The organism is Amycolatopsis anabasis (assembly GCF_009765355.1).
GTDB classification, from domain to species: Bacteria; Actinomycetota; Actinomycetes; order Mycobacteriales; family Pseudonocardiaceae; genus Amycolatopsis; species Amycolatopsis anabasis.
In genome coordinates this window covers 15263-38629 of sequence record NZ_VTHK01000024.1, presented here as the reverse complement: position 1 = coordinate 38629, position 23367 = coordinate 15263, and the positions used below count along the sequence as shown (strand labels likewise).

General features: G+C 71.0%; 22 protein-coding genes. 9 read left to right on the top strand and 13 right to left on the bottom strand.

The annotated features are described in order from the left end of the window. Positions 1 to 104: 104 nt before the first annotated feature. Entirely contained in the window at positions 105 to 791 is a 687-nt protein-coding gene (tenA, locus tag FXO23_RS28240; protein ID WP_158888497.1) for a thiaminase II, read from the top strand. Positions 792 to 932: 141 nt separating this feature from the next. Here the strand turns inward: tenA and FXO23_RS28235 are convergent, their stop codons facing one another. After that, entirely contained in the window at positions 933 to 1547 is a 615-nt protein-coding gene (locus FXO23_RS28235; RefSeq protein ID WP_158888496.1) for a histidine phosphatase family protein, read from the bottom strand. Beyond that, positions 1544 to 2452, bottom strand: coding sequence for a prephenate dehydratase (gene pheA, locus FXO23_RS28230; protein WP_158888495.1), 909 nt, complete (start codon positions 2450 to 2452; stop codon positions 1544 to 1546). Before pheA ends, FXO23_RS28235 begins: the two co-directional genes overlap by 4 nt. 109 nt (positions 2453 to 2561) lie before the next feature. On the opposite strand from pheA, the gene FXO23_RS28225 reads away from it, so the two are divergent. Further along, a complete protein-coding gene (locus FXO23_RS28225) occupies positions 2562 to 3176 on the top strand; it encodes a macro domain-containing protein (protein WP_158888494.1) in 615 nt (204 codons plus the stop codon). Positions 3177 to 3285: 109 nt separating this feature from the next. On the opposite strand, the gene FXO23_RS28220 is transcribed toward FXO23_RS28225, so the two are convergent. Then, positions 3286 to 3759, bottom strand: coding sequence for an Hsp20/alpha crystallin family protein (locus tag FXO23_RS28220; RefSeq protein WP_158888493.1), 474 nt, complete (start codon positions 3757 to 3759; stop codon positions 3286 to 3288). A 411-nt stretch (positions 3760 to 4170) separates the two neighbouring features. Between FXO23_RS28220 and coaA the strand changes: the two genes are divergently transcribed. The 4 genes from coaA to FXO23_RS50825 all read left to right on the top strand — a co-directional run bounded on the left by coaA (position 4171) and on the right by FXO23_RS50825 (position 7379). Next, a complete protein-coding gene (gene coaA, locus FXO23_RS28215) occupies positions 4171 to 5103 on the top strand; it encodes a type I pantothenate kinase (RefSeq protein WP_158888492.1) in 933 nt (310 codons plus the stop codon). Between the two features lie 88 nt (positions 5104 to 5191). Beyond that, positions 5192 to 5572, top strand: a complete 381-nt coding sequence (locus FXO23_RS51780; protein WP_246257952.1) for a PASTA domain-containing protein — start codon at positions 5192 to 5194, stop codon at positions 5570 to 5572. Positions 5573 to 5586: 14 nt separating this feature from the next. Further along, complete coding sequence (locus tag FXO23_RS28205; RefSeq protein WP_246257944.1) at positions 5587 to 6372, top strand: alpha/beta hydrolase; 786 nt, start codon at positions 5587 to 5589, stop codon at positions 6370 to 6372. Between the two features lie 854 nt (positions 6373 to 7226). Then, positions 7227 to 7379, top strand: a complete 153-nt coding sequence (locus tag FXO23_RS50825; protein WP_179956897.1) for a hypothetical protein — start codon at positions 7227 to 7229, stop codon at positions 7377 to 7379. Positions 7380 to 7384: 5 nt separating this feature from the next. Here the strand turns inward: FXO23_RS50825 and FXO23_RS28200 are convergent, their stop codons facing one another. The 6 genes from FXO23_RS28200 to FXO23_RS28175 all read right to left on the bottom strand — a co-directional run bounded on the left by FXO23_RS28200 (position 7385) and on the right by FXO23_RS28175 (position 13998). Beyond that, the gene (locus FXO23_RS28200) at positions 7385 to 7996 is read right to left on the bottom strand and encodes a glycoside hydrolase family 25 protein (protein ID WP_158888491.1); all 612 of its coding nucleotides are present in this window, start codon (positions 7994 to 7996) and stop codon (positions 7385 to 7387) included. Positions 7997 to 8081: 85 nt separating this feature from the next. After that, positions 8082 to 9599 (bottom strand): hypothetical protein, encoded by a 1518-nt coding sequence (locus tag FXO23_RS28195; protein ID WP_158888490.1) that lies wholly within the window; start codon positions 9597 to 9599, stop codon positions 8082 to 8084. Between the two features lie 13 nt (positions 9600 to 9612). Beyond that, entirely contained in the window at positions 9613 to 10860 is a 1248-nt protein-coding gene (locus FXO23_RS28190) for an exonuclease domain-containing protein (RefSeq protein WP_158888489.1), read from the bottom strand. A gap of 48 nt (positions 10861 to 10908) precedes the next feature. After that, positions 10909 to 12036 (bottom strand): hypothetical protein, encoded by a 1128-nt coding sequence (locus FXO23_RS28185; protein WP_158888488.1) that lies wholly within the window; start codon positions 12034 to 12036, stop codon positions 10909 to 10911. An 83-nt stretch (positions 12037 to 12119) separates the two neighbouring features. Then, on the bottom strand, positions 12120 to 13637 hold the full coding sequence (locus FXO23_RS28180; protein WP_158888487.1) for a hypothetical protein: 1518 nt from the start codon (positions 13635 to 13637) through the stop codon (positions 12120 to 12122). A gap of 19 nt (positions 13638 to 13656) precedes the next feature. Beyond that, on the bottom strand, positions 13657 to 13998 hold the full coding sequence (locus tag FXO23_RS28175) for a DUF3024 domain-containing protein (RefSeq protein ID WP_158888486.1): 342 nt from the start codon (positions 13996 to 13998) through the stop codon (positions 13657 to 13659). Positions 13999 to 14066: 68 nt separating this feature from the next. Here FXO23_RS28175 and FXO23_RS28170 point away from each other — a divergent pair, with 68 nt between their 5' ends. Beyond that, positions 14067 to 14399, top strand: a complete 333-nt coding sequence (locus FXO23_RS28170) for a nucleotide pyrophosphohydrolase (protein WP_158888485.1) — start codon at positions 14067 to 14069, stop codon at positions 14397 to 14399. Between the two features lie 9 nt (positions 14400 to 14408). After that, complete coding sequence (locus tag FXO23_RS28165) at positions 14409 to 15047, top strand: response regulator (RefSeq protein ID WP_158888484.1); 639 nt, start codon at positions 14409 to 14411, stop codon at positions 15045 to 15047. Here the strand turns inward: FXO23_RS28165 and FXO23_RS28160 are convergent. The 4 genes from FXO23_RS28160 to FXO23_RS28145 form a co-directional block, all read right to left on the bottom strand. Further along, positions 15044 to 16177 (bottom strand): GAF domain-containing sensor histidine kinase, encoded by a 1134-nt coding sequence (locus FXO23_RS28160; protein ID WP_158888483.1) that lies wholly within the window; start codon positions 16175 to 16177, stop codon positions 15044 to 15046. The genes FXO23_RS28165 and FXO23_RS28160 overlap by 4 nt on opposite strands. Before the next feature lie 9 nt (positions 16178 to 16186). Continuing rightward, positions 16187 to 19498: a thiol reductant ABC exporter subunit CydD gene (cydD, locus tag FXO23_RS28155; protein WP_158888482.1), complete on the bottom strand. Its 3312-nt coding sequence runs from the start codon at positions 19496 to 19498 to the stop codon at positions 16187 to 16189. Next, positions 19495 to 20502: a cytochrome d ubiquinol oxidase subunit II gene (gene cydB, locus FXO23_RS28150; RefSeq protein WP_158888481.1), complete on the bottom strand. Its 1008-nt coding sequence runs from the start codon at positions 20500 to 20502 to the stop codon at positions 19495 to 19497. Before cydB ends, cydD begins: the two co-directional genes overlap by 4 nt. 227 nt (positions 20503 to 20729) lie before the next feature. Next, positions 20730 to 22223 (bottom strand): cytochrome ubiquinol oxidase subunit I, encoded by a 1494-nt coding sequence (locus FXO23_RS28145; RefSeq protein ID WP_158888587.1) that lies wholly within the window; start codon positions 22221 to 22223, stop codon positions 20730 to 20732. A gap of 223 nt (positions 22224 to 22446) precedes the next feature. Between FXO23_RS28145 and FXO23_RS28140 the strand changes: the two genes are divergently transcribed. Continuing rightward, positions 22447 to 23322, top strand: coding sequence for an NmrA/HSCARG family protein (locus FXO23_RS28140; protein WP_158888480.1), 876 nt, complete (start codon positions 22447 to 22449; stop codon positions 23320 to 23322). Positions 23323 to 23367 lie beyond the last annotated feature (45 nt).

Genomic DNA, 23367 nt, shown 5'->3' with positions numbered 1-23367 from the left:
CTCCCTGTGCTGGGTGACTAACTACCCGGTGGACGTGTGGGCCGCAGCCCGGGTTGCGTCGGTACCTTCGGTCGGGTTACCCCACCGAGCAGGGAGAACACCTGATGACGGGATTTTGTGACCAAGCGTGGCAGCACACGGTGAAATTACAACAGGCCGTGCTCGAGCACCCGTTCAACACGGAACTGGCGGACGGCTCGCTGTCGCGGGAGCGGTTCCAGTTCTACCTCGCCCAGGACGCGCGGTACCTGATCGGTTTCGGTCGCGCGCTGGCCGTGGCCGCCGCGCGGGCGCCGGAGCCGGAGGACCTCGCCTTCTTCGCCGGGGCGGCCCGGGAATCGGTGGTCGTCGAACGCGGGCTGCACCAGGGCTACTTCGAACGGTTCGGGCTGAGCGAAGCCGACCTGGACGCGATCGAGACCTCGCCGACCTGCCTCGGCTACACGTCGTTCCTGCTGGCGACCGCGCAGTCGGCGGGCTATCCGGAACTGATCGCCGCGCTGCTGCCGTGTTTCTGGGTGTACCAGCACGTGGGCACCGACATCCTGCGGCGGCAGGCGGACGGGGTGGGCAACCCGTACCGGATGTGGATCGACACCTACGCGGACGAGGAGTTCGCCGAATCGGTCGCCACCTGCCGGGCGGCGGTGGACCGGGCCGCCGCGACGGCCGACGAGGCGACCCGCGAGCGGATGCTGACCGCGTTCACCCGGGCCAGCGAGTACGAATGGCTCTTCTGGGACAGCGCCTACCGCCTGGAGACCTGGCCCACCGCCCCCCTCCGCGGCTGAAGAAATTCGAACTCCCCCGCCAAACCCCACCCCCCACCGCTCCCAGGGGGGCGACCCCACGGCAATCGTATCGCCGGGTCCCCGGTGGAAGGGGGTGCGAACGAAATCTGTGGATGGGCGGAGCCGATGTGGACAACTCGGCTACAGGGGTGTGCCGACCCAGCTCACGCAGTGCCAGCCGTCCGGGGTGGTCTCCAGCACGACGATGCCGGTGTTCGGGATCAGGCCCTCGTCCGCGACCTCCGGGCGCACGTTGTCGGCCAGCCATTCCGCGCCGAGCCGGATCACGCCACCGTGGCTGACCAGCGCCACCACCCCGTCCGGATCGGCGGGTTCGTGCTTGGCCCGCAGTTCGGCGACCGCGGTGACGAACCGGTCGCGCACCTGCAGGCCGGATTCGCCGCCCGGCATCGACCCGCTCAGATCACCCCGCGTCCACGGGTGCACCACGTTCACGTAGGCCATCATCGACTCGCGGTCGGTACGCCCTTCCAGATCGCCCACGCCGACCTCGTGCACACCCTCGACCAGCTGCACCTCGGTCGCGAGCGCCGCGGCGAGGGGCGCAGCGGTCTGCCGGGCGCGGGTCGCGTGGGAGGCGTACACGGCGACGATCGGTTCGCCGGAGAGGTCGTTCGCGAGCGCCGCGGCCTGCTGCTGCCCGAGGTCGGTGAGCGGCGGACCGGGCAGCGCGGTGTCCAGCGCCTTGCGCACGTTGGCGGTGCTCTCCGCATGCCGGATCAGGTACAGCTTCATGCCAGCTCCCCCTTGCGCACGGCCGCGACCCAGTCGACGGCGTCGGTGAAATCGTGATTGCCCGCGTTCGGCTCGATCGTCGCCCGCACGCCGTCGGCACGCGGATGCGAACCGAGAAAGCGCACATTGCTGCACCGGCGGCGGAGCGCGGCGAGCGCGTCCCCGATCCGCGGTTCGGCGACATGGCCCTCGAAGTCGATGAAGAACAGGTAGTGGCCGAAGTTCTCCTTGATCGGCCGGGCGTCCAGCCGGGTGAGGTTGATCCCCCGGAACGCGAGCTCGGTGAGCAGTTCGGACAGCGCGCCGATCCGGTTCGGCGCGGCGGCCACGATGGACGTGCGGTCGGCGCCGGTGGGCTCCGGCAGCGCGCCCGGGCGGCGGACCAGCAGGAACCGGGTGCGGGCGTCGGCGACATCGGCGACCCCGGTGGCCACCACCCGCAGCGGGTAGTGCTCGACGGCGACCGGCGCGGTCACCGCGGCGTCGAACTCGCCGTTCTGGACCGCCACCGCCGCGGCCGCGGTCGACGAGGTGGCGACCGGCCGCGCGCCCGGGAGATTCGCCTCGACCCACCGGCGGACCTGGGCGAGCGCGTGCGGATGGCTGGCCACCGTGCGGATCTCGCCGGCCTCGGCCCGGGCGAGCACGCTGAAGTGCACCGGCAGCAGCGCCTCGGCCACCGCGACCAGCGGCTCGTCCTCGGCGAGGCTGTCCAGCGTCGCGGTCACCGGGCCTTCCACGGAGTTCTCCACCGGGACGCACGCCGCGTCGGCCTCGCCCGCGCGCACCGCGGCGAGCGCGGACGGGGTGGTCTCGACGGGAACCAGCTCGTCGTCCGGGGCGAGCGTGCGCGCGGCCTGCTCGGTGAATGTTCCCTGGGGCCCGAAGTAGGCGATCCGTGACACGTGGCCAGGCTACGCAGCCGGGGAAAGCAAGCGCGGGCGGGGACTTTCACTCGGACAGCCGGTAGGCAACGTGGTTACGACGAGTGGCATTTTTTGCAATGCTGTAGATGTGACCGCCGAATCAGGCACCCACGCTGGCCGGAAGGGCGTTGACGAACAAGTTTCAGCTCGTACCCCGGAACTGGTGCTGTGCGCCCTCGACGAACCGCTGGCCCGCGCCTGGCACACCGTGCTGGACGCGGTCGACGGTCCTGTCCGCGTGCACCGCGGATCCGTGCTCGACGTGGTCGCCCAGGCGGTGGTCAGCCCGGCGAATTCCTACGGCTGGATGCGCGGCGGCGTCGACGCCGAATACGCGCGGGCATTCCCCGAGGTCGAACAGAACGTTCGCAGCGCCATCCTCGCCTACCACGGCGGCGAGCTGCCGATCGGCGAGGCGGTCGTGGTGCCCACCGGTGAACTCGAACCCGCCTGGCTGATCAGCGCGCCGACCATGCGCGAACCCGGCGAACACCTGCCCGCCGACACCGTGCACCCCTACCTCGCGGCGCGGGCGGTGTTCCTGCAATGGCGCGAGGGCAAACTCGAAGAAGGCCTCGACGTGCGGCGCGCGGTGGACACCATCGCGATGCCCGGCCTGGGCACCGGAATCGGCGGTGTCGCCCCGGAAACCTGCGCCCGCCAGGTCGCCGCCGCCTGGGACGAAGTCTTCGGCACCCGCTGACCCCGCCACGGCGGCAGCAAGGGACCTTTACTCCGGTTCAACAGGAGCGAGGGACCTTTACTCCAGTCAAACCGGAGCAAAGGTCCCTTGCTATCGCGGATCCGACCGCTCAGGCGTCGAGGGCCTTCGGCGTGGTGCGGACCTCGATCTTGCGCGGCTTGGGCGCCGGCTTGGTCACGTCCCGCACCCGGACCCGGAGCAGGCCGTCGGTGTACTCGGCCTCCACCGAGTCACCGGTCACGTGCTCGGGCAGCGCGAACTCGCGGCGGAACTCGCCGGCGCGGATCTCGCGGATCAGCACGCCGCCGTCCTCGCCGCGGCTCTCCTCCTCCCGTCGGCCGCTGATGCGCAACCGGCCGTCGGCCACCTCGACGTCGAGGTTCTCCGCGTCGATCCCGGGCAGCTCCAGCGTGACGACCACGTCGGTGCCGTCCTTCACCACGTTCGCGGCGGGCACGAACCCGGCGCTCGAACGCTGCGCACCCCCGAAGGCGCGCCGCACGATCGTGTCGAAATCGGAGTCCAGCTGACGGACCAGCGAAGTGAACGGGTCCCATGTGGAACCCCGGACAGCGATAGCCATGGGGCATCCCTCCCTGCGTAATCCCACACCGAGCGAATTAGCACTCGGCTTACATGAGTGCTAACGCGCGCCCCTCGCCGAGTGTTCCCACGCAGGTCAGCGCGCCCGTCCCAAGTTCCGGCAACGCGCCCCCAGTGCCCCTCGTTCCGCACTTGTTCCGTGGCGACCGAACCGTCAGTCAATGGCGCATAGTGACCGAATTTTTATTCGCGAGGACCGCTTGTGAGTGCTGCCACGCGCTCGCCGGGACCCGCTGAGACGCAGGTCAGGGACGCGTGCGCGGGTACCGGAGTGATCCGGATCGAACGAGGTGTACTAAGTCACAGCCCGTTCACGGCCGGTAAGCCCTACCGTTGGAACCGCGTTACGCAGTTGTCGGCGCCGGCCCATCGACGGGCAAGGAGTGTGCGAATGTCGCGGGTCCGTGAACTCAGCCCCTACGTCGAGCTGCATCGAGAGCAGTGGAGAGAACTCCGCCGCGCCACCCCGCTGCCGTTGACCGCCGAGGAACTGCTGCGCCTGCGCGGGCTCGGCGAACAGGTCGATCTCGCCGAGGTCGCCGACGTCTATCTGCCGCTGTCCCGGCTGATCAACCTGCAGGTCGCGGCGCGCCAGCGGCTGTACGAGGCCACCACGACCTTCCTCGGCGAGGATTGCCGGGGAACGAAGGTGCCCTTCGTGATCGGCATCGCGGGCAGTGTCGCGGTCGGCAAGTCGACCACCGCGCGCCTGCTGCGGACGCTGCTCGCCCGCTGGCCCGACCACCCGCGCGTCGACCTGGTCACCACGGACGGCTTCCTCTACCCGCGGGCCGAACTGGTGCGGCGGGGCATCATGCACCGCAAGGGTTTCCCGGAGAGCTACGACCGCCGCGCGCTGCTGCGGTTCGTCGCCGACGTGAAATCCGGCGCCGACGAGGTCAGCGCGCCAGTGTACTCGCACCTGGCCTACGACATCCTGCCCGGCGAGGCGCAGGTCGTGCGCCGCCCGGACATCCTCATCATCGAGGGCCTGAACGTGCTGCAGCCCGGCCCCCGGCTCACCGTGTCCGACCTGTTCGACTTCTCGATCTACGTGGACGCGCACACCGAGGACATCGAGCACTGGTACATCGAGCGCTTCCTCAAGCTGCGGCACACCGCGTTCGCCGATCCGGCCTCGCACTTCCACCACTTCGCGGGCCTGCCCGACGACGAAGCCCGCGCCGAGGCGCGGCACCTGTGGCGCACCATCAACGAACCCAACCTGGTGGAGAACATCCGGCCCACCCGCCCGCGCGCGACCCTGGTGCTGCGCAAGGATTCCGACCACTCGATCAACCGGGTTCGCCTGCGCAAGCTCTGATTCCAAGTTGTGACTCGGTGCGCCCTAACGGTTTCCGGCGGGGCGCGACTAACAGGCCGTCAGCCGTCCTTCTGCGACAAGGATCGCGATGCGCCGAACAGCAGGCATTCTGGTCTCGACGGTGCTGGTGGCCGGTTGCGGCGGGGGTTCGGCGACCCCGTCGATCACCGGAAGGCCCTACGCCCCACCGCCCGAGCCCGCCGCCGAAGCCACTGTTTCCCCGGAACCGGCGGGAATCGCCACGATGCCGAACGTGGTGGGAATGAACCACCAGCAGGCGCAGGATACCTTGCGGACAGCGGGTTTCCGGTACCTGAGCGAGGAGGACGCGACCGGGCAGGGCCGCCCGCTGCTCGACGACCGGAATTGGATCGTCGTGCGGCAAGCACCCGAATCCGGAATCCCGGTGTCCCAATCGGCACGAATCCTGTTGCGCGCCAAGAAGTACACCGATTCCGGCGAGCCGTAGCGGGGATCCCGGTCTTGCCCGCGACGACGGGGACGGTCACCATCGGCGCCGTGGTGTTCGCGCTCCAACGCAGGCTGCTCTACCTGCCCGCACGCGGGCCGGTGCCCGCCGCCGCGCGCTTCCTGACCGGCGGGCGGGACGTCGCCCTGCACACCGAAGACGGGCTGACGCTGGGCGCGTGGTTCTTTCCCACCGCGGCAACGGAAACGAAGGCCGCGGTGCTGGTGACCCCGGGCAACGCGGGTGATCGGTCACTGCGCGTGCCGCTGGCCGCGGCGCTGACCGCGCGCGGGCTGTCCGTGCTGCTGCTCGACTACCGCGGCTACGGCGGGAATCCCGGCTCACCGAGCGAGGACGGACTCGCGGCCGACGCGCGCGCCGCCCAGGACTTCCTGCGCCGGGAAACGGACCTTCCCCTGCTGTACTTCGGCGAGAGCCTCGGCGCGGCCGTCGCCGCCGCGCTCGCCGCCGAGCGCCCGCCCGCCGGGGTCGTACTGCGCTCCCCGTTCACCAGCCTCGCCGCCATCGCCCGCCACCACTTCCCCTTCCTCCCGGTGCGATGGCTCTTGCAGGACAGCTATCTCGTTTCGGAGCACGTGTCACGAATAAGAGCACCGCTCTCGGTTGTGTACGGCGCTTCCGATTCAGTGGTCCCACCCGATCAAAGCCGCGCGGTGGCCGCAGCCGCGGCGGCGGGGTCTGGGGCGCACACGGTCGAGGTACCCGGAGCCGACCACAACGATCCGGTACTCCTCAACGGGCCGCAGCTCATCGCCACGATCACCAGCCTCGCCCCTTGACCCAGTTGCCGCAGACTACCCAGTGGCCGCAGGGCGGGTGTCTCATTGCGGAGCACTAGTCACAAGCGAGAGCACTGATCTCCGTCGTGAGCGCCGCTCTCATCCACAGGCACTGCTCTCAATCGCGGACACCAGTCTCCATCGTGAACACTGCTCTCAGCCACGGGCACGGCGCTCAGCCGTGATCATTGCTCTCGATTGCGAGCACCGCTCTCGTCCGCAAGTGCTGCTCTTAGTCACGGGCGCCAGCGTCGGCCGTGAACGCCACTCTCGGCCACGGCACTGCTCTCAGCCATGTGCGCTGCTCTCGATCGCGGGCACCGCTCTCGCACGTGGGCGCTGCCCTCGGTCGCAGGCACCGCTCTCGCACGTGGGCGCTGCCCTCGGTCGTGGGCGCCGCTCTCGGACGTGGACACCGCTCTCGATCGTGGGCGCCGGTCTCAGGTCAGGCATTGCTCTCGGTTGTGAGCGCTGCTCTCGATTGTGGGTAGTGCTCTTGGCTGGGATCGCTGCTCTTGGTTGCGAGCGGTGCTCCGCTGTGGGCGGCGTTCACGAGCGAGAGCGGCGGTGCTCTTGACGGTGGGCGGTGCTCTTGACTTTGGGTGGGTGTTTCTGCGGGGGTGGTGGCTTCCGCGGGGTGGTGCTGCCCTGGTTACGGAGAGTCGCCGGGATTTTCCCGCAGGCGGCGGGTTTCCGCGCGAAGTAGCGCAGCGCGACCACCGGAGCGTTCCGGTTCGGCCAACCGGCCGATCCCGGCTCCGCCAGCACTAACCGGTTGGCCGATACCGAAACCGGCACGTCAAAGGTGACCCTGGAGTGAAGAAACGCACCTCGACCAGGGAGGAGGCACGTCAATGTTCTCCATCATCCTGACTTGGGTCGGCGCCCTACTCGGCATTGCGGTCCTGCTGACGATGGCATTCGGCGCGTTCATCCTCGAATTCGACGATGCGCTGGGTGACCGCGGCAGGAAGGACGCGGACGTCACCGACGGCTCGCTTCAGTAAGGCGCTCACGGAATCCGGAAGACGCCGGCACCATACGAACCGACCGTGGCATTGCGGTCCACCGCGCCCGCGATACCCGGCACCGAACCCTGACTGCTGTGCTGATGCAGCGCGAGTTTCGGATGCGACCACCCCGGATTTCCGGGATCGCCGTTGTAGCGCGCGATCCAGAGCAACACATTGTCGTCCGCCCAGCCGTCAGGCTTCAGAATGTTCTTCCACCAGTTCAGATTCGCGTACACCAGCATTCCCTGCACACCGGTGCGCTGCCGGAACTGGCCGATGAAGTCCTTCACGAAAGCGTTCGGATCGGCGAACCCGTTGGCCTCCATGTCGAGCGCGGGCCACACGCTCCCGGTGGCGAGCAGCCCGCGCTCCTTGAGTCTGTCCGCGAAATGCGCGACCTGCGCGGCGACGTCAACCGGGCGGGCGAAGTGGTATCCGCCCGCCGCGATCCCCGCACCGCGTGCCCCGTCCGCGTAGGCTGCCGACTTCGCGTCGACGAAGTCCACGGATTCGGTGACTTTCAGTAAGACAAAGCTGATGTTATTGCCGTGTACGGCATTCCAGTCCTGCACGTCGTTGTGATGGGAAACATCGACGCCGTAGTCGGTCATGACAAGCCTCCGGTCCCCGAAAACGGTTTCGCTTGCCGTACTCATTTTCCCGGGACCGGAGGCGAGCCGGGACCGCCGATGGGGTTCAGCCGAGATCGTTCAGCGACCGGCAGTAGTCGTCGAGATCGAACTCCAGACTGTCGCCGGTCGCGGGTTGTAACCGCTCTTCGAGCACCCGGCCCAGTTCGTCCAGGATCTCGTCGCGTTCCAAACCCTTCTCCTGCAACCGCCCGACCGCCTGCCACACCTCGGGCGGTTCGTCGTCCCAGAGCTGGTCGACCAACGCCGTCCGGACCGCGAGCTGCGTCCGGGCGTCGTCGTCGAAGTCGTCGTCGGCGAGCGCGTCGTGGTACTCGGGGAAATCACCGATCACCAGGAGCCTGCGCTGCTCCGGATCGGCCGGCTCCAGTTCCAGTTCCTCGTCGCCGATGACCGTGTGCACCGACGGGACCGCGAACATCCGGCGGTCCAGCAGCTCGGTCAGCTCGACCGGGTCGGCGAACTCCTCGGTGCCGTCCAGGTACGCGTCGATCACCGTCTCGTCGGTGGTGAACTCCTCGAGACATTCCTCGAGGACCTCGAGCAGCGCGGTCACCGCCGGTTCGGGCAGGCCGTCCCGCGTCCCCGCCCACCGCGCCCAGGCGAGCAGCACCGAGGGCAGCGCTTCCTGCGCGTCCTCGTCGACCTCGACTTCGCTTTCCAGCAGGGAATCCAGGAACACCGCGAGCTTCTGCGGCCCGACCCGCAGGGGCCGCCGCGGGTCGTGCTCGCAGCCGAAGTCCACCAGCAGGCGGGCGCAGGCCCGCGCGCCCGGGGTGTCCTCGAGCTCGGCCTCACCCAGGAAGGTCGCCACGATCTCGTCGCGCTCGGCCGGGGACAGCACCTCCGGCTCGGGCAGCGGCTCGCCGTCCGGCAACGCCCGCGCACGCGCCAGCGCCAGCGCGCGGAACCGGACGAACTCCTCGGTGACGTCCGGGTCGGCGAACTGGTCGGTGCCGACGAGCGCGTTCTCCAGCAACTGCCCCGCGTCGCCGGGCGACACCACTTCCAGCTCGGCGTCCTGGTCGCGCAGCTCGGCGAGCACATCCTCCGGCGATTCGACGACCACGACGTCCTTGGCCCAGCCGCCGAACTCGTTGAAGTCGATCAGCGCGAGCACGCCGTGCACACCTTCGCCCGCACCGAACACGATCAGCAGCGACGATTCGTCGCCGTAGACATCGGTGGTGCGCCAGCACTCGCCGACGGCGACCTCGCCCAGCGAGGCCGCCCATTCCGGCTCCTCCCGCTCGGCGAGCGCCTCGGCGGCCGCCGCGCGCTGGTCCGAAGTGATGGCGAGTTCGCGCAGCGCCGCGAGCAGCGCGGTGGCCGCCGCGCCCTCGTCGCCGGCGGCGAACTCGATCAGCTCGGCGGTGAGGTCGTCGTCGGCCTCCCACCAGCGGCCGATGACCTCGGACACGAGCAACTCGACCTGCAGCGGATCGGGCTCGTCACCGAGGTCGGCGAGGTCGGCGAGGACGTCTTCGCCGAACGCGCCAATATCGAAGAATTCCGTGTCCTCACTGGACAATTGACTGTTGGACCCATGACTGACCTGGCTCATGGCGCACATGCTTTCACCGTCGCTCCACCGACTCGCGATCAGTCCCGGCGAGTCGCCCGACCGAGTTCAGCAGCCCGGCGAACGCGTCTTCCGCGATCACCGGAATGCCATAATCCCGGGCCTTGCGAGCCTTGCCGGACACGGTGTCGGGATCCGCGGCGACCAGCAGTTTGACCTTCTTCGTGACGGCCGGATGCGCCACCAGGCCCGCCTCGGCCGCCGCGCGTTCCCATTCCGGCCGCGGGCGCCGGGTCTCGCCGGTGAACGCGACCCGGTCGCCGGGGGCCAGGGTGAAGCGCGGCACGGCGAGTGCCCGGCGCGGCCGGTCCGCGCGCAGGGCCTCGTCGACCCGCCCGGAATCCAGCCCGAGCAAATCCGCGACCTGGTGCAGATCGGCGCGTTCGGTCGCGGTGATCTCGCCATCGATGGCCGCGACCAGTTCGTGCAGGTACGTGGTGTGCAGTTCGAGCGCGGCCGCGCGGTCGATGCCGAGTTCGGTCGCGGACGCCACCAGCGCGTCCGCTTCGGCCACCGAGATGTGCCGGTCCAGCAGGGCCTGGTCGAGCAGCGCGAGGTAGGCCAGGCACGGATCGCTCGCGCACCCGCTAGGCAGCGAATCGACGAGCCGGGTGAGGAAGTGTTCCTCCCGCGCGGCGGCGTGTTCGCGCGGAAGCCAGCCGGTTTCGGAGAACGGGATCGACGGCCACGGCAGTTCCCCGGCCGCGCTCAGGGATTCGGTCCAGCGCTCACCGTCCGGGTCCAGGCGCAGGTATCCGGCGAGCAGCCGGGCCGCCGCGAGGGCGTCGGCGCTGGCCCGGTGCGCGTCCTCGATCGTGATCCCGAACGCGGCGCAGCAGTCGGCGAGGCTGCGCCCGGCGCCGGGCAGGTAGTCGCGGGCCAGCAGCATCGTGCACAGGCCGTGGTCCGGGCCGAGCGGCACCGGGTGGTTGTGGCGCGCGAACTCGGCGGCCAGGAACCGCCCGTCGAACCGCAGGTTGTGCGCGACCACCACGCGCCCGGCGAGCAGTCCGGCGAGCCGCCCGGCGATGTCGCCGAAGGTGGGCGCGCGCAGCGTCTGGGCCGCCGTCACGCGGTGGATCCGCTGCGGCCCCAGATCGCGCGCCGGGTTGACCAGCGTCTCCCAGCTCCCGGTGATCTCGCCGCCCGGCGACACGTGCACGACGGCCACCTCGACGATCCGGTGGTGCCTGCCGGGGTCGAGCCCGGTGGTCTCCAGGTCGACGACGGCATAACCGGGCATGCGCACTCCTCGCGTTCGTCGGGCGGGTGCGGAAATACTGCCGTGGCGTCAGTTGACGGCTTTCGGCAGGGCGATGCGGGCGTTGCGGACCTCGGCGAGCAACCGGGTCTTGCGCTTGTGCGTTTCCATCAGCTCGGCCAGGTAACTGCTGAACTCCTCCGCCTTGTCCGCGCGTTTGTGCAGGGTGCGCAGCTTGCGCAGGTGCAGCGCGGCCTGCCGGTAGCCCGAGGCGTCCTTCTGCGTGATCAGCCGTTCGACGTGCATGCGGTACACCGGGATGACGTCGACGGGGTGGTCGGCCTCGCGGTACCCGGCGAGTTCCAGGCGCAGGTCCAGCGAGCAGTGCTCGGCGATCCGCCACGCCTCGTCCGGCTGGTTCTCGGTGAGCAGGACCCGCACCAGTTCGTCGGCGGCGGCCGGATCCCGTTCGGCCCGTTCGCGCAGCAGCGCCAGCGCCGCGTCCCGTTCGTGCCCTTTCTCGTGCGCGAGCACCTGCGCCGCGTGCGCGATCGCCTCGGTGTGCCGTCCGGCGGCCCGCAGCGCGCGCACGATCTTCAGACTGGTCTCCAGGCCCGGCGGTTTCGCGGCCAGGAGCGACAGCAGCGCGTCGACGTCCCCGGTCACCTCGGCGACCTCTTCGGCCAGGGCCTGCGCGGCCTCCGCGCCGTCCGCGAGCATTTCGTCCACTGTGGACCGGATCTTCCGGATTCCCTTGTCGCCCAGGGCCTGCGCGAAGTCGGCAAGCTCGATCTCCGGCCATCCGGGCTCGAACCGGGTGCGCAGGAACCAGTCCGCGAGTTCCCCGGGGTCCGGCGGGTGCGTGGCGCAGGCCCGCGCGTAGAGCGCGACGGCCCGCCGCAGCTCGGCGGCGACCGCGGGGTCGGCGTGCGGCCCGGCCGCCGCGGCGATCCGGTCGACCGTGCGCCGCGCGAGCGGGGTGAGGTCGGCCGGGCTCCCCGCGTCGAGGAGGCGACGCAGGGTGTCCAGAATCGGGGCCGCCTTGGCCGTCTCATCGAGCGGGATGATCTCCGGCGGCGCGTACTCGTCCGCGTCGGCGAGCGCGCGCAGTTCCAGTTCGCGGCGCAGGCGCGGATCCCGTTCGGCCTGCTCGGCCAGCAGCTCGGCCAGGGTCGCCGCGTCCAGCGACCGCAGGTAGGCGCGAAGGTCCGGGCTCACCCGGTCAATACTGCCGCAGCGGACCGTCTCGGAACGTCGGCCACCTGCGTACTCTTTTCGGCCTAAACCGATACGCTGAGTGGCTATCCCAGCTGGCGCAGCTCAGTCTTGTAGGCGTCCAGGTCGTGGTCTTTCCCGGCCAGATGCCCGGCGAGCACGAGGGCCAGCTCGTGCAGGACCTCGTCGCGGTCCTTGCCCGTGTCGAGCAGGCGCTGGGCAGCGTCCCAGGCCTCCGGCGGGTCGTCCGTCCAGAGCTGGTTGACCAGGACTTCCTTGACGGTGAGGAACAGCCGTGCGCGCTCGTCCGGTTCGTCGCCGAACTCGGGATGCTCGGCGATGACGGCCCGGCGCCGGTCCGCGGGGTCGGCCGGGTCGACGTCGTCGCCGGCCAGGGTCACCGCTTCGAACGGCACGGCGAACCGCCGCCGCTCGATCGTCTCCCCCGACTCGTCACCGTCCAGATAGGAATCCAGCGGGAAGTTCCGCGCCTCGATCAGGTCCTCCGGGTAGTCCTGCACGAGTTCGCCGATTTCCTCGACCAGCTCTTCGACGGCGGCTTCGGGCAGGTCCGAGCGGCGGGCCGCCCAGCGCGTCCAGGCGGGCAGGGCCTCGCGCATGGCGGGCAGCTCCGGCGCGTCGAGCGGCAGTTCTTCGGCCAGCCAGTCGTGGAGCATGACCATGGCCTTGTCCGGCGACATCCGCAGCGGGCGCCCGAGGTCCTCGTCGCAGCCGTAGCGGACGATCAGGCGCGCGCACGAACGCGCGGTCTCGCCGTCGCCGATCTCCCCGGCCGCGAAGAACTCGTCGACGAGCGCGGTGCGTTCGGCTTCGGTGTACTCGCGCGGTTCCGGCGCCGGTTCGGGCGGGGGCAGGATGCGGCAGCGGGCGAGCGCGAGCGCTCGGGTCGCCGCGAAATCGCCGTCCCGGTCGGGTGGCGGCAGCACTTCGGCCAGGGCGAGGCCGCTTTCCACGAACCGCCGGGCGCGCGGCGCGGGAATCCGTTCCAGCACCTGGATTCCGTCGCTCTCCTCCGCCTCGTCGCGCATCGAGTCGAGGGCCGCGTCCGGGTTGTCGGTCAGGTACAGGAGGCTGACCGGGCCGTTGGGGAGGTCGAGGTCGACGATCAGCCCGTGGGGCCGCCCGGCGTGGGCGAACACGAGCAGCAGGGTGGCTTCTTCCTCGTAGACGTCGGCCAGGTGCCAGGCTTCGGTGAACGTGACGTCCTCGAGCGCCCCGGCCCACACCGGTTCGGCCAGGCCGCGGGCGGCCAGCCGCTCGGCGCCCGCGCGGGCCTGCTCGCGTTGCGCCTCGGTCGCCCCGAGCACCGCCAGCGCCCGCAGCAGCGCGAGCGCGGCGGGCGTCGCCTTGCCCGCCGCGTACCGGATGAGATCGAGGCCGACGCTGCGTTCCGGCTCGTCGGAGACCCCGGGCAGCCACCAGCTGCCGACCAGATCCGAGGTGTGCAGCTCGACCTGCAGCGGATCGGTTTCGGACACCAGCGGCACGAAGTCGCGCAACACCTCGCCGTACACGGACTTGGTCCGCGGGGTCGCGCCCTTGGGCTTCTTCTTGCTCTTGCGTCCGCGGCTGACGGGGCTCATGCCACCTTATGGTGCCCGGTCAGCCCCAGAACACTCCGTCCGGGTTGCGGTCGATTTCGGCGAGCAGCGCCACCGGGGTTTTCGCCTGCGGCACGTCCGGATGCGGCAGCCACCGCCCGTTGCGGTCCGCCCAGTACACCGACCATTCGCCGCCGTCGGAGTCGTACCGCAACTGGGCCACGCGCTGCTCGGTCCACTCGGTGCCCAGCTCCGACGACCACGGCGCCCGGCGTTCGAGGATCGTCACCGCACTACCTCGTCGTTTGCATTCGATCCGGATCTCGTCGGCCAGGTCCGGCGGCACGCGCTTAGCACACCACCGTTCGATCTGTCGTTGCTGGAACTCCGGTATCGGCGACATAGGGTTAGTGATACCGCACCGACCGCCGGGTAACCTTTCCGGCTCGGTCACGGTCATACTGCAAGATCATGACACTCGACGAGTTGACGCAACGCTTACGCCAGTTCGCCGCCGCGCGCGAGTGGGAGCCGTTCCACACGCCGAAGAACCTGGTGATGGCGCTGGCCGGGGAGGTCGGCGAGCTGACCGCGCTCTTCCAGTGGCTGACCCCGGAAGAGTCGGCGGCCTGGCAGGACGATCCCGAGCTGGCGGCCAACGTGCGGGACGAGATCGCCGACGTCACCCTCTACCTGCTGCAACTCGCCGACGCGCTGGGCGTCGACCTGCTCGCCGCGGCGAACGCGAAGATCGACCGCAACGAACTCCGCTTCCCGGCGCCGGATCCGCGACCGGCCCCGTAATCTCGGGGTATGCCGATCCAGGTGCTGCTTGTCGACGATCACGAGGTGGTGCGGCGCGGGCTGCGGGAGTTGCTGTCCGACGAGCCGGATATCGAGGTGGTCGCCGAGGCGAGCAGCGTGGACGAGGCGCTGGCGGTGGCGATGCACGTCGAGCCGGATGTCGCGGTGGTGGACGTGCGGCTCGGCGACGGGGACGGGGTGCACCTCTGCCGCGAGTTGCGGGCGAAACCCGAGCCGCCGCAGTGCCTGGTGCTGACCGCCTTCGACGACGAGGAGGCGATGGTCGGCGCGATCATGGCGGGGGCCTCGGGGTATCTGCTGAAGCAGGTGCGCGGGCAGGACGTGGTGAACGCGGTGCGCGAGGTGGCGGCGGGCCGGTCGTTGCTGGATCCGGTGACCACCGCGCGCGTGCTGGACAAGCTGCGCAATCCGCCGGAGGACGAGCTGGGCGCGCTGACCGAGCGGGAACGCAGCGTGCTCGATCTGATCGGGCAGGGGCTGTCGAACCGGGAAATCGCCGAGCGCCTCTTCCTGGCGGAGAAGACCGTGAAGAACTACGTGACCTCGGTGCTGGCGAAGCTGGGCATGCAACGCCGCACCCAGGCCGCCGCCTGGGTCGCCCGCCGCGGCGGGCAGCGCGGCGACTAGAGCGGCAGGTCGAAGGCGACCATGGTGCCCATGCTGGGCGAGGAGTTCACCGCGAACTCGCCGCCCGCGGATTCGGCGCGTTCGGCGAGGTGGCGCAGGCCCCGGGTGGCAACCCCTTGCGGCACACCGGATCCGTTGTCGCGCACGCGCAGGTGCACCCCTTCGGCGTCGCGGGACAGGGTGACCCGGGTTTCGCTGGCTCCCGAGTGTCTGACCACATTGGACAGTGCTTCCCGGAGGGCGGCGCGGATGTGGTCGGCGCGTTCGGCGGGGATGTCGGCGAATTCGCCGGAAAGTTCCAGGGTGGGCGGGTAGCCGAGGAGTTCGCCGGCGATGCGGACCTCGCCGCGGGCGGATTCGGCGAGATCGGTGGCGGGCGCGGGTTCGCTTTCCGGTTCCGGGGAACGCAGGGCGCGCACGGTTCCCCGGATCTCCTCGATGGTCTGGTCGAGCTGGTCGATCGCCTCGCCGAGCCGGGCGCCGTCGGCCTGCGCGAACCGTTTCCGCATCCGCTTGCGCACCCGCTCGAGCTGCATTCCGGCGGCGTACAACCGCTGCACGATGACGTCGTGCAGTTCGCGGGCGATGCGTTCGCGCTCCTGGTACAGGGTGACCCGGTGCCGGGCGTTGGCGCCTTCGGCGAGCGCGAGCACCACCCCGGCCTGCGCGGCGAACGCGGTGAGCACGTCGACGGACACGTCGGCGAACGGCTCCCGGGCCTGCTCCCGGTACACGGTGAGCGCGCCGAGGACCCGCCCGCCCGAACCGAAGGGCGCGGCGGCGAACGGGCCGTAGCGGCGCAGTTCGTCCGGTACGTACGGCGCGGTGCGCGGGTCGGTGGTGACGTCGGCGGTCACCACGGTCTCCCCGCCGCGCGCGACCCGTCCGGCGGCCGAATCGGCGGGCAGCACCAGCCCGAGCAACCCGCTGTCCGGGTCCCCGTGCGCGGCCTCCACGGACACGTGGCCGTCGTCGGCGCGCACCATCACCAGGCCCAGGTCGGCCTCGGCGAGTTCGGCGGCGCGTTGCACGACGAAACCCAGCACCGCGCCCGGGTCGTCTCCGGACAGCGCGGCGGTGGTGATCTCGGTGGCGGCGGACAGCGCCCGCGCGGCAAGGGTCGGTTCCATGAGCAGCATTCAGCGTAGGACCCCGTCCCGCTGGTGCGCGCGGACCCGCCCGTCCCCGACCTGGAGCACCAGATCGGCGTCCGCGGCCTCTTCCGGGCTGTGCGTGACCCGCACGACCGTGCGCCCGGCGAGCGCGACGCGCAGGTTCGCCCGGAGTTCCCGTGCCGTGCTCTCGTCCAGGTGCGCGGTCGGTTCGTCGAGCAGCACGAGGTCCGCGTGCGGTGCGGCGACCAGCGCCCGGGCCAGGGCCAGCCGCTGCGCCTGCCCGCCGGACAGGCCCGCGCCCGCGCTGCCGAGCACGACGTCCGGTGCGAGTTCCGGCAGGCAGGCCAGGCGCAGCGCCTCGGCGAGGCGGTCGTCCCCGGCTCGCGGATCGGCGAGGCGGAGGTTCTCGGCGACCGTGGTGGACACGAGCCGCGGCTCCTGCGGCGACCACGCGACCCGTTCGGGCACGGTCGCTTCGCCGCGTTCGGGCGGGAGGAACCCGAGCAGGGCGGCGAGCAGCGTCGACTTCCCGGCCCCGGACTCCCCGATCACGGCGACCCAGGCGCCCTCGGGGATGTCCAGGTCGACTCCGGTGAGGGTCGGTTTGGGAGCGCCTGGCCACCGGAAATCGGCTCCTCGCATGCTGACGGGTCGTGAGTGTTCCGGCCGGTTAGAACCGGCCGGAACACTCACGACCCCCGAAAGATCGGCGAGGCGGGCGGCGGAGGTACGCAGGGGGTCCCAGTGCTGGGCGGCCGGGGGCAGCAGGGCGAGGGCCTCGGCGAGCGCGAGCGGTACCAGGGCGAGCACCGGGGCCAGCACGGGATCCAGGCGGCCGTCGGCGACGGCGTTCGCGGCGAGCCAGGTGCTCGCGACCGCGGCGAGGCCGGTGGCCAGCGTGATCAGCGCGTCGGCCGCGCCCGCGCCGAGGGCCTGCCGCCGGGCCGCGGCGGCCAGGCGGGCGTCGGCCGCCGCGAGTTCGGCGCGCCGGTCGCGGTGGCCGCCGAAGGCCAGGAGTTCCGCCGCTGATTCGAAAAGCTCGAGGATCCGGGCGCTCACGTCCCGGCGGCCCTCGGCGAGGGCGGCGGTCGCCCGGCGTTCCACGCGCAGGGCGAGAGCCGGGGCGGCGAGCACGCCGACCACCACGGCGAACAGGAGCGCGAGGCCCGCGGCGGGCAGGATCAGCGCCTGCACCGCGATCGCGCCGGTCAGGGCGAGCGCGGCGATCATCGGCGGGGTCACCACCCGGGGCAGCAGGTCGCGAACGGTGTCGGTGTCGGCGACCAGGCGGCGCTGGCCTTCGCCCCGGCGCAGCGCGAGGGTGCGGGCCGGGCCGAGGCGGACCAGGGACCGCCAGAGGTCGACGCGCAGGCGGGTGGCGACGCGGAACGCGGCATCGTGGGTGACCAGCCGTTCGGCGTAGCGCAGCGCGGCGCGGCCCAGTCCGAACGCGCGCACTCCGACCACGGCGACGGTCAGCGTCAGGATCGGCGGTTGCTGCGAGGCCTTCGCGATCAGCCAGCCGGAGGTCGCGGTCAGCGCGATCCCGGCGAGCAGCGCGCACGCGCCGAGGGCGGCCCCGGCGAGCAACCGGCGATCGGCCAGTCCGCGCAGGCGCGCCCCGCGGCGACCCGGCAGTGCGCGTGCTTCCGGTGTTTCGAGGTCGGCAACACCTGCCTCTTTCGGGGGAACGTCGAGGGCGGGACGGTCGTGGGCGGCGATGACCACCGCGGCGCCCGCGCGTTCGGCGTCCCGCACGGCCGTGAGCACGCGTTCCGCGTTCGCGGCGTCGAGGTGCGCGGTGGGTTCGTCGAGCAGCAGCAGCCACGCGCCGTGCCGCGCCCGCAGCAGTGCGCGGGCGATCGCGACGCGCTGGCGTTGCCCTGGCGACAACACCGTCACCCGTTCGGCCGCCAGATCGGCGAGGTCCAGGCTCGCGAGTACCGCGTCGACTTCGCCGGGCTCGGGTCCTTCCGGGCGGTCGGCCAGGGCGAGTTCCAGTTCGGTGCGGACCGCGGCGCCGGTGAACGCGGGCGCCTGCGGGACCCAGGCGACCTGGCGGCGCCAGTTCGGCAGGTCGACGTCCTCGAGCGGGATGCCGCCGATCGTGACCGTGCCCGCGGCCGGGCGTACGAAACCGAGCAGGGTGGCCAGGGTGGTCGATTTCCCGGCGCCGCTCGGGGTGCGCAGCCAGACCGTTTCGCCGGGCCGCACGGCGAAGGACTCGCCATCGGGCGCGAACCCGCCGCGCCGCGCGACCCGCAGGCCCTCGACCCGGACCTCGCCGCAGGCGGGCGTTTTCGCGCCTTCGGGGGCGAGGGGTTCGGCGAGCACCGCGGCCACCCGGCGGACCGCCTCGACCCCGTCCTCGCTCGCGTGGAACGCGGCCCCGACCGCGCGCAGCGGCTGGTAGCACTCGGGGGCGAGGATGAGCACGCCGAGCCCGATCGCCAGCGGAAGGTCCCCGGACACCAGGCGCATGCCGATCACCACGGCCACCAGGGCGACGGACAGGGTGGCGACGAGTTCCAGCACGAACGCCGAGGAGAACGCGACGCGCAACGTGGACACCGTGGCGCGGCGGTGCCGGTCGGACACCCGGCGCACCGCTTCCGCCTGGGCCTCGGCCCGCCGGAACGCGGCCAGCACGGGCAGCGCGCGCACCAGTTCGAGCAGGTGGCCGGACAGGCGGTGCACGGCGTCGGTCGCGGTGGCCACCCGGTCCGCGGTGTACTTGCCGACCAGGATCGCGAACATCGGCAGCAGCGGGACGGTGAGCGCGATGATCACCGCGGACGGCCAGTCGGCGAACAGGATCGCCGCGCCCGCGCCGAGCGGCACGACCGCCGCGGTGACCAGGGCGGGCAGGTAGTCGGTGAAGTACGCGTCGAGCGCGTCGAGTCCGCGGGTGGTCAGCGCGGTCAGCTCGCCGGTGCCGCGGGCGGCGATCCACTCCGGGCCGAGCCGCAACGCCCGGTCGACCGCCGCCGCGCGCAGTTCCTCCTTCGCCCCGGCCGCCGCGCGGGCGGCGACCATCCGCACCGCCCAGCCGATCAGCGCCCGCCCGGCGACGACACCGAGCAGGGCGATCAGCTGGGCGGCGCGGCCCCCGTCAGCGTGGTCTCCGACGATCGAGGCCAGTACGGACGCCAGCAGGAAGGCCTGCGCCACCAGGGCCGCCGCGTTGAGCAAGGCCAGCACACCGACCAGGGCCAGCGCCCGGCGCGCCGAAGCCGACAGGCTTGGCAGCGCGCCGAGCGGACCCTTTCCCGGCCGCGCGGGGTCCACTGTGGACACCTTGGCGGAAAGGGGCGCGCGCCCGGGAAAGCCGATCATGGTGCGTGCACCGGCGGGATGTGGTGCGTGCCGATGCGCTTGCGGAACACCCAGTAGGTCCAGCCCTGGTAGATCAGCACGGCCGGGGCGCCGAACAGCGCGACCCAGGTCATCACCTTCAGGGTGTACGGGCTGGACGCCACGCCGTCGACCGTGAGCGAATTCGCGGCGTCCACTGTGGATGGAAGGACGTCCGGGTAGAGTGCGCCGAACAGGGTGATCGCGGCTCCGGCGATCACGACGCCGAGCGCGGCGAACGCCTGCCCGTCCCGGCCCCGGGCCAGGCGGGTCCAGGCGGTCACCGCGGCGACGACGGCGGCGAACAGCGGCACCAGCGTCCAGCCGACGCCTTCGCGCCACTGCACGAGCACCAGCAGGGCGAACAGCGGCAACAACGCGACCGGCAGCGCGCGGGCCGCGATGCCCTTGGCGCGCGTGGAGAGTTCGCCTTCGGTCTTGAGCGCGAGGAACGCGGCGCCGTGCACGAACGAGAACCCGGCGACCGCGACCGCACCGAGCAGCGTTTCCCAGCGGACCGCCTCGAACGGGCCGCCGACGCGGTTGCCCGCGGCGTCGAGGGGCAGGCCGAGGACGGTGGTCGCCAGGACCAGCCCGACGCCGAGCGGCGGGATCCACGAGCCGATCACGATCACCCGGTCCCAGGTGCGGCGCCAGCGCACCGAATCGACCTTGCCGCGGTACTCGAACGCGACACCGCGGCCGATCAGCGCGAGCAGCACCAGCAGCAACGGCAGGTACGCGCCGGAGAACAGCGAGGCGTACCAGCCGGGGAACGCGGCGAACATCGCGCCGCCCGCGACGATCAGCCACACCTCGTTGCCGTCCCAGACCGGGCCGATCGTGTTGACCAGGACCCGGCGCTCGGTGTCGTCCCGCCCGAGGATCGGCAGCAGCATGCCGACCCCGAAATCGAAGCCCTCGAGAAACAGGTAACCCAGCCAGAACAACGCGACGACGCAGAACCAGACGGTTTCCAGGCTCATAGCACAAACCCCCGACTCCCGGCGACCCGCTTGCTCGGAGACCGGCGAGTTGTCCACATCGGCCCCGCCTGTCCACAGATTTCCCGCACCCCCCGGATTCCGCCTCCCCCGGCGGTACGCTGACCGAGGGGTCGCCCCCCGGGAGCGGTGGGGGGTGGGGTGAGGTAGGCGGGGGTGTCATCGCCGCGGCGGGCGATCGGGTTGGTCTTGGTGGTCATGTCGCGCTCCTAGTAGGCGAAGGCCAGGGTGTCGCCGGAATCGCGGTCGGAGTCGTCGTCCGGCTCGGGTTTCGGCGGGAGCACCGCGTCCACACCGCCGCGCACGTACTTGCGCAACAGGAACACCTCCACCACCCCGAGCGCCGCGTACAGCGTGGTCAGCGCGATCAGCGACGTCCACACCTCGCCGGTCGTCAGGTTCGACACCGCCCGCGCGGTGAACATCCAGACACCGTCCACACCGGACGGATTCGGCGCGACCACGAACGGCTGCCGCCCCATCTCGGTGAAGATCCAGCCCGCGCTGTTGGCGATGAACGGCGTCGCGATGCCGAGCAGCGCCATCCGCGGGAACCACTTCGTGTCCGGGATCCGCCCCCGCCGGGTGAGCCACAGCGCGAGCACTCCGGCGCCCGCCGACAGCGCGCCGAACCCGATCATGATCCGGAATCCCCAGTAGGTCACCGGCAGGATCGGCTGGTAGTCGATCGGCTTTCCGGCGAGCTCGCCCAGTTCGGGATAGTCCGGGTAGTGCGTGCCGTACTTCGCCTGGTACTCGCCGATCAGCTGCTCCACGCCCTTCACCTCGGTGGAGAAATCGTTGTGCGCCAAGAAGGACAGCAGCGCGGGCACGTTGAACGTCTTCACGTCCTCGCAGTTCTTCCCGGACACGTCGCCGATCGCGATGATCGAGAAGCTCGCCGGTTTCTCGGTGTGGCACAACGCCTCCGCCGACGCCATCTTCATCGGCTGCTGCTCGAACATCAGCTTGCCCTGCATGTCACCGGTGATCGCCAGTACCGCGAACGCCACCACCCCGGTCCACGCGCCCAGCCGCAGCGAGGACCGCCACACCGCGCGGTGCTCGTCGGCTTCCTTCCGCTTGCGCCACAGGTGCCACGCGGCGATCCCCACCAGGAACGCGGCGGCCACCGAGAACGCGCCGGCGATCGTGTGCGGGATCGCGGCCAGCGCGGTGTTGTTCGTGAGCACCGCCCAGATCGAGATCATCCGGGGCCGCCCGTCCACCAGCTCCACGCCGACCGGGTGCTGCATCCACGAGTTCGCGGCCAGGATGAAGTACGCCGACGCGACGGTCGCCAGCGAGAACGCCCACGCGCACGCCAGGTGCACCTTCTTCGGCAGCCGGTCCCAGCCGAAGATCCACAGGCCGAGGAACGTGGACTCGACGAAGAACGCGACCAGGCCCTCCATCGCCAGCGGCGCCCCGAACACGTCCCCGACGAACCGCGAGTACGCGTTCCAGTTCATCCCGAACTGGAACTCCTGCACGATCCCGGTCACCACGCCCATCGCGAAGTTGACCAGGAGCAGCTTTCCCCAGAACTTGGTCATCTTGTAGTAGCGCTGGTCGCCGGTTCGCACCCAGGCGGTCTGCATCCCCGCCACCAGCACCGAAAGCCCGATGGTCAGCGGGACCATCAGGAAGTGATAGACGGTGGTGATTCCGAATTGCCACCGCGCTAGCTCCAGGACCTCCACGCCGTCCACCCTTCTCCTCCGCGCCGCCGGCCATCAGGTCCCGGGGTCCTGATCTTGCCGGGACCTTGGTCCCAAGAATCCCAAGATCCGTATCGACCACCCCCGGAGCGACCTGAACGGCCCGCACGAGCGACTTGATCACACCTTTGACAACCGGGGCGAGCGTTCCGTATGTTCCTAAACGGGTCCACCATTCCGTTTAGCACCATAAGGAGTAACCAACATGGACAAGCTCGTCGTGGTCACCGGCGCCACCGGACAGCAGGGCGGCGCGGTCGCCGCACGCCTGCTCGCCGACGGCTGGCGGGTGCGCGCGCTCACCCGGGATCCCGCGTCGGCGAAGGCCCGCGCCCTGACCGACGCGGGAGCCGAAGTGGTGGCCGGAAACCTGGAAGACCGCGCCTCGGTCGAGCCTTGTATACAAGGCGCATACGGAGTGTTCAGCGTGCATCCCGGCCCGCTCACGCCTGGTCAGGACGAGTTTCTCGCCGGGAAGAACGTCGTGGACGCAGCCCTGGCGCACGGAGTCACACACCTCGTATACAGCTCGGGCGCGGGCGCCGACCGCACCGCGGCGCTCGGGCTCCAGCAGGAGAAATGGGCCGTCGAGCAGTACCTCGCCGGGGCCGGGATCTCCGCGACCGTCCTGCGCCCGGCCTCCTTCATGGAGAACTACCTGAACCCGCTGTTCGGGCTGAGCCGCGGCGGCCTCACCACCGCGGCCGGACCCGAGGTGCGCCAGACGCACATCGCCCTGGACGACATCGCCGCCTTCGCCGCGCTCGCCTTCGAACGGCCCGAGGCCTACCGCGGGCGCACGCTGGAACTGGCCGGCGACGAGATCACCCCGCCGGAGGTCGCCGCGGCGATCTCCGCGGCCACCGGGCACACCGTCGAGTACTCCCGGCTCTCGCTCGAGGTGCTCCGACGGCACAACGAGCGGTTCGCCCGCGGTTACGAACTGCTGAACTCGGCCGAGTTGCCCCGGCCGGACATTCCCGCGCTGCGGGAACTGCACCCGGACCTGATGGACTTCCGCACCTGGCTGGACCGCACCGGCGGCGCGAAGCTCAAGGAGTTCCTGAACTCGGACCGCTGACACCACGCGGCGGGCCTCGCCGGAAATCGGAATTCGGCGCGCCGA

Coding starts and splice junctions, on each gene's coding strand:
- tenA (WP_158888497.1), top strand. CDS start 105: ATGACGGGATTTTGTGACCAAGCGTGGCAGCACACGGTGAAATTACAA.
- FXO23_RS28235 (WP_158888496.1), bottom strand. CDS start 1,547: ATGAAGCTGTACCTGATCCGGCATGCGGAGAGCACCGCCAACGTGCGC.
- FXO23_RS28220 (WP_158888493.1), bottom strand. CDS start 3,759: ATGGCTATCGCTGTCCGGGGTTCCACATGGGACCCGTTCACTTCGCTG.
- coaA (WP_158888492.1), top strand. CDS start 4,171: ATGTCGCGGGTCCGTGAACTCAGCCCCTACGTCGAGCTGCATCGAGAG.
- FXO23_RS51780 (WP_246257952.1), top strand. CDS start 5,192: ATGCGCCGAACAGCAGGCATTCTGGTCTCGACGGTGCTGGTGGCCGGT.
- FXO23_RS50825 (WP_179956897.1), top strand. CDS start 7,227: ATGTTCTCCATCATCCTGACTTGGGTCGGCGCCCTACTCGGCATTGCG.
- FXO23_RS28200 (WP_158888491.1), bottom strand. CDS start 7,996: ATGACCGACTACGGCGTCGATGTTTCCCATCACAACGACGTGCAGGAC.
- FXO23_RS28195 (WP_158888490.1), bottom strand. CDS start 9,599: ATGAGCCAGGTCAGTCATGGGTCCAACAGTCAATTGTCCAGTGAGGAC.
- FXO23_RS28190 (WP_158888489.1), bottom strand. CDS start 10,860: ATGCCCGGTTATGCCGTCGTCGACCTGGAGACCACCGGGCTCGACCCC.
- FXO23_RS28180 (WP_158888487.1), bottom strand. CDS start 13,637: ATGAGCCCCGTCAGCCGCGGACGCAAGAGCAAGAAGAAGCCCAAGGGC.
- FXO23_RS28175 (WP_158888486.1), bottom strand. CDS start 13,998: ATGTCGCCGATACCGGAGTTCCAGCAACGACAGATCGAACGGTGGTGT.
- FXO23_RS28170 (WP_158888485.1), top strand. CDS start 14,067: ATGACACTCGACGAGTTGACGCAACGCTTACGCCAGTTCGCCGCCGCG.
- FXO23_RS28165 (WP_158888484.1), top strand. CDS start 14,409: ATGCCGATCCAGGTGCTGCTTGTCGACGATCACGAGGTGGTGCGGCGC.
- FXO23_RS28160 (WP_158888483.1), bottom strand. CDS start 16,177: ATGGAACCGACCCTTGCCGCGCGGGCGCTGTCCGCCGCCACCGAGATC.
- cydD (WP_158888482.1), bottom strand. CDS start 19,498: ATGATCGGCTTTCCCGGGCGCGCGCCCCTTTCCGCCAAGGTGTCCACA.
- cydB (WP_158888481.1), bottom strand. CDS start 20,502: ATGAGCCTGGAAACCGTCTGGTTCTGCGTCGTCGCGTTGTTCTGGCTG.
- FXO23_RS28140 (WP_158888480.1), top strand. CDS start 22,447: ATGGACAAGCTCGTCGTGGTCACCGGCGCCACCGGACAGCAGGGCGGC.